The organism is Capnocytophaga sp. oral taxon 326 str. F0382 (assembly GCF_000318295.1).
Classification (GTDB): Bacteria; Bacteroidota; Bacteroidia; order Flavobacteriales; family Flavobacteriaceae; genus Capnocytophaga; species Capnocytophaga periodontitidis.
The window spans coordinates 1-1,352 of sequence record NZ_KB291402.1 but is presented as its reverse complement, the minus strand read 5'-3'; the positions used below and the strand labels follow the sequence as shown (position 1 = coordinate 1,352).

General features: G+C 33.7%; 2 protein-coding genes. Both read left to right on the top strand.

All coding sequences use genetic code 11. The features are described 5' to 3' along the window. The coding region (locus HMPREF9073_RS06650) for a polymorphic toxin type 23 domain-containing protein (protein WP_009413220.1) at positions 1-764 on the top strand (764 nt) is incomplete at its 5' end. A 224-nt stretch (positions 765-988) separates the two neighbouring features. Next, positions 989-1,352: hypothetical protein (locus tag HMPREF9073_RS16260; RefSeq protein WP_232212901.1), on the top strand; the 364-nt coding region annotated here is incomplete at its 3' end.

The window sequence follows — 1,352 nt, the reverse complement described above, 5'->3', positions numbered from 1 at the left end:
GAAGTTTTGGACTGTCAGTTTTAGGAGGAGCTGTTGGAGGGGCTGTTACAGGAGCTTTAGGATCAACAGCTGTGCTGACGGCTGAATCTATTGCCAATGGTATAGCTACAGGAGCAGTATCTTCGATGTTACCAAGTGTCAATTTTCCTATAGGAGATTGGAATATAAGCCTATCTTTAGCTGTAGCTTTTGGCAATGCTTCGGGTATGGGGGCAAATTTTGCAGTAGGCTATAACGATGGTAATTGGGGCTTTTCAGCTGGAGTAGGAATAATGGCATATAATAATTATTATGGGTTTGGCAAAAATGCTATAGAAGTACGCAATTCTATAATGGCCTCTTGGGATGATGGTACTACCGGAGTTAGTTTAGGCACTAATGCTTGGTCAGGTGATTTTTCACAAAGAACAGGGATGATAGGATTTAGAAGTGGTGATTTTAAGATAATGTATGAGAATGATGGAGGGGCAGGAATTAAACATTTGAGATTAGGGGATAGAAACGATAGTTATAGAACAGCAGCCTTAAATATTGGAATAGAAGATTTTACTGCTGGATTTAATCTTTTTACTGGTAGAAGAACTAGAGACGATCAAAAATATGAAATAAAAGTAGTTAATTCTAAAGGTAAGGAAGAAAATCCTGTAATAAATGTAATAAATTATGTAGATAGGTTTGGAACTAAATATAAACGAGGTTATGTCAATGAAGTAGGTGAAAAATATCGTTTAGGAGCTTTGACTCTTGGATATGGAGGTTTCTGAATAGGAGCTAATAGCGAAAAAGTAAGACATGCTATTCAAGATGTGGTTATTCACGGTTTAATAAAAGATTGTGGTTTTATGAATACCTCTTGGCAATGGGGGGGCTTCTATCAGTACAGAACTTATAATCCTTTTACATCATGGTAAAAAGAAGAGTATACATATTATTTTTTTCGTTTATTTTAGCAGGGTTCTTTTCTTGTAAGATGAGTTGGTATTACAATATGAATTGTGATAAAAATTGTAATGACATAGTTATCAATGAAAACATATTTTCAGTGATAGATACAACTCAAATCTATAATATAAATTATATAGAAACAGGGTACGATAGTGTTTTTTGTAAATTCTCTTCTTCAGGGACGATTCAATACCTTTTCTTGGACAACAATGGGAAGTATAAGAATATTCCTAAAAAATATCGTAGAGGAAACTATTATGTACAGAAAGGGAGATTAATCTTAAATGTGTATATAAAATTTCCGCAAGGAGGAGGAAAAACAAAAGAAATTCTCTTAGAAGAATATAATGGTATTCTTTATTTTAGGAATAATAATGAATGCGAAAAGAGTATAAGGTTAACTCCTA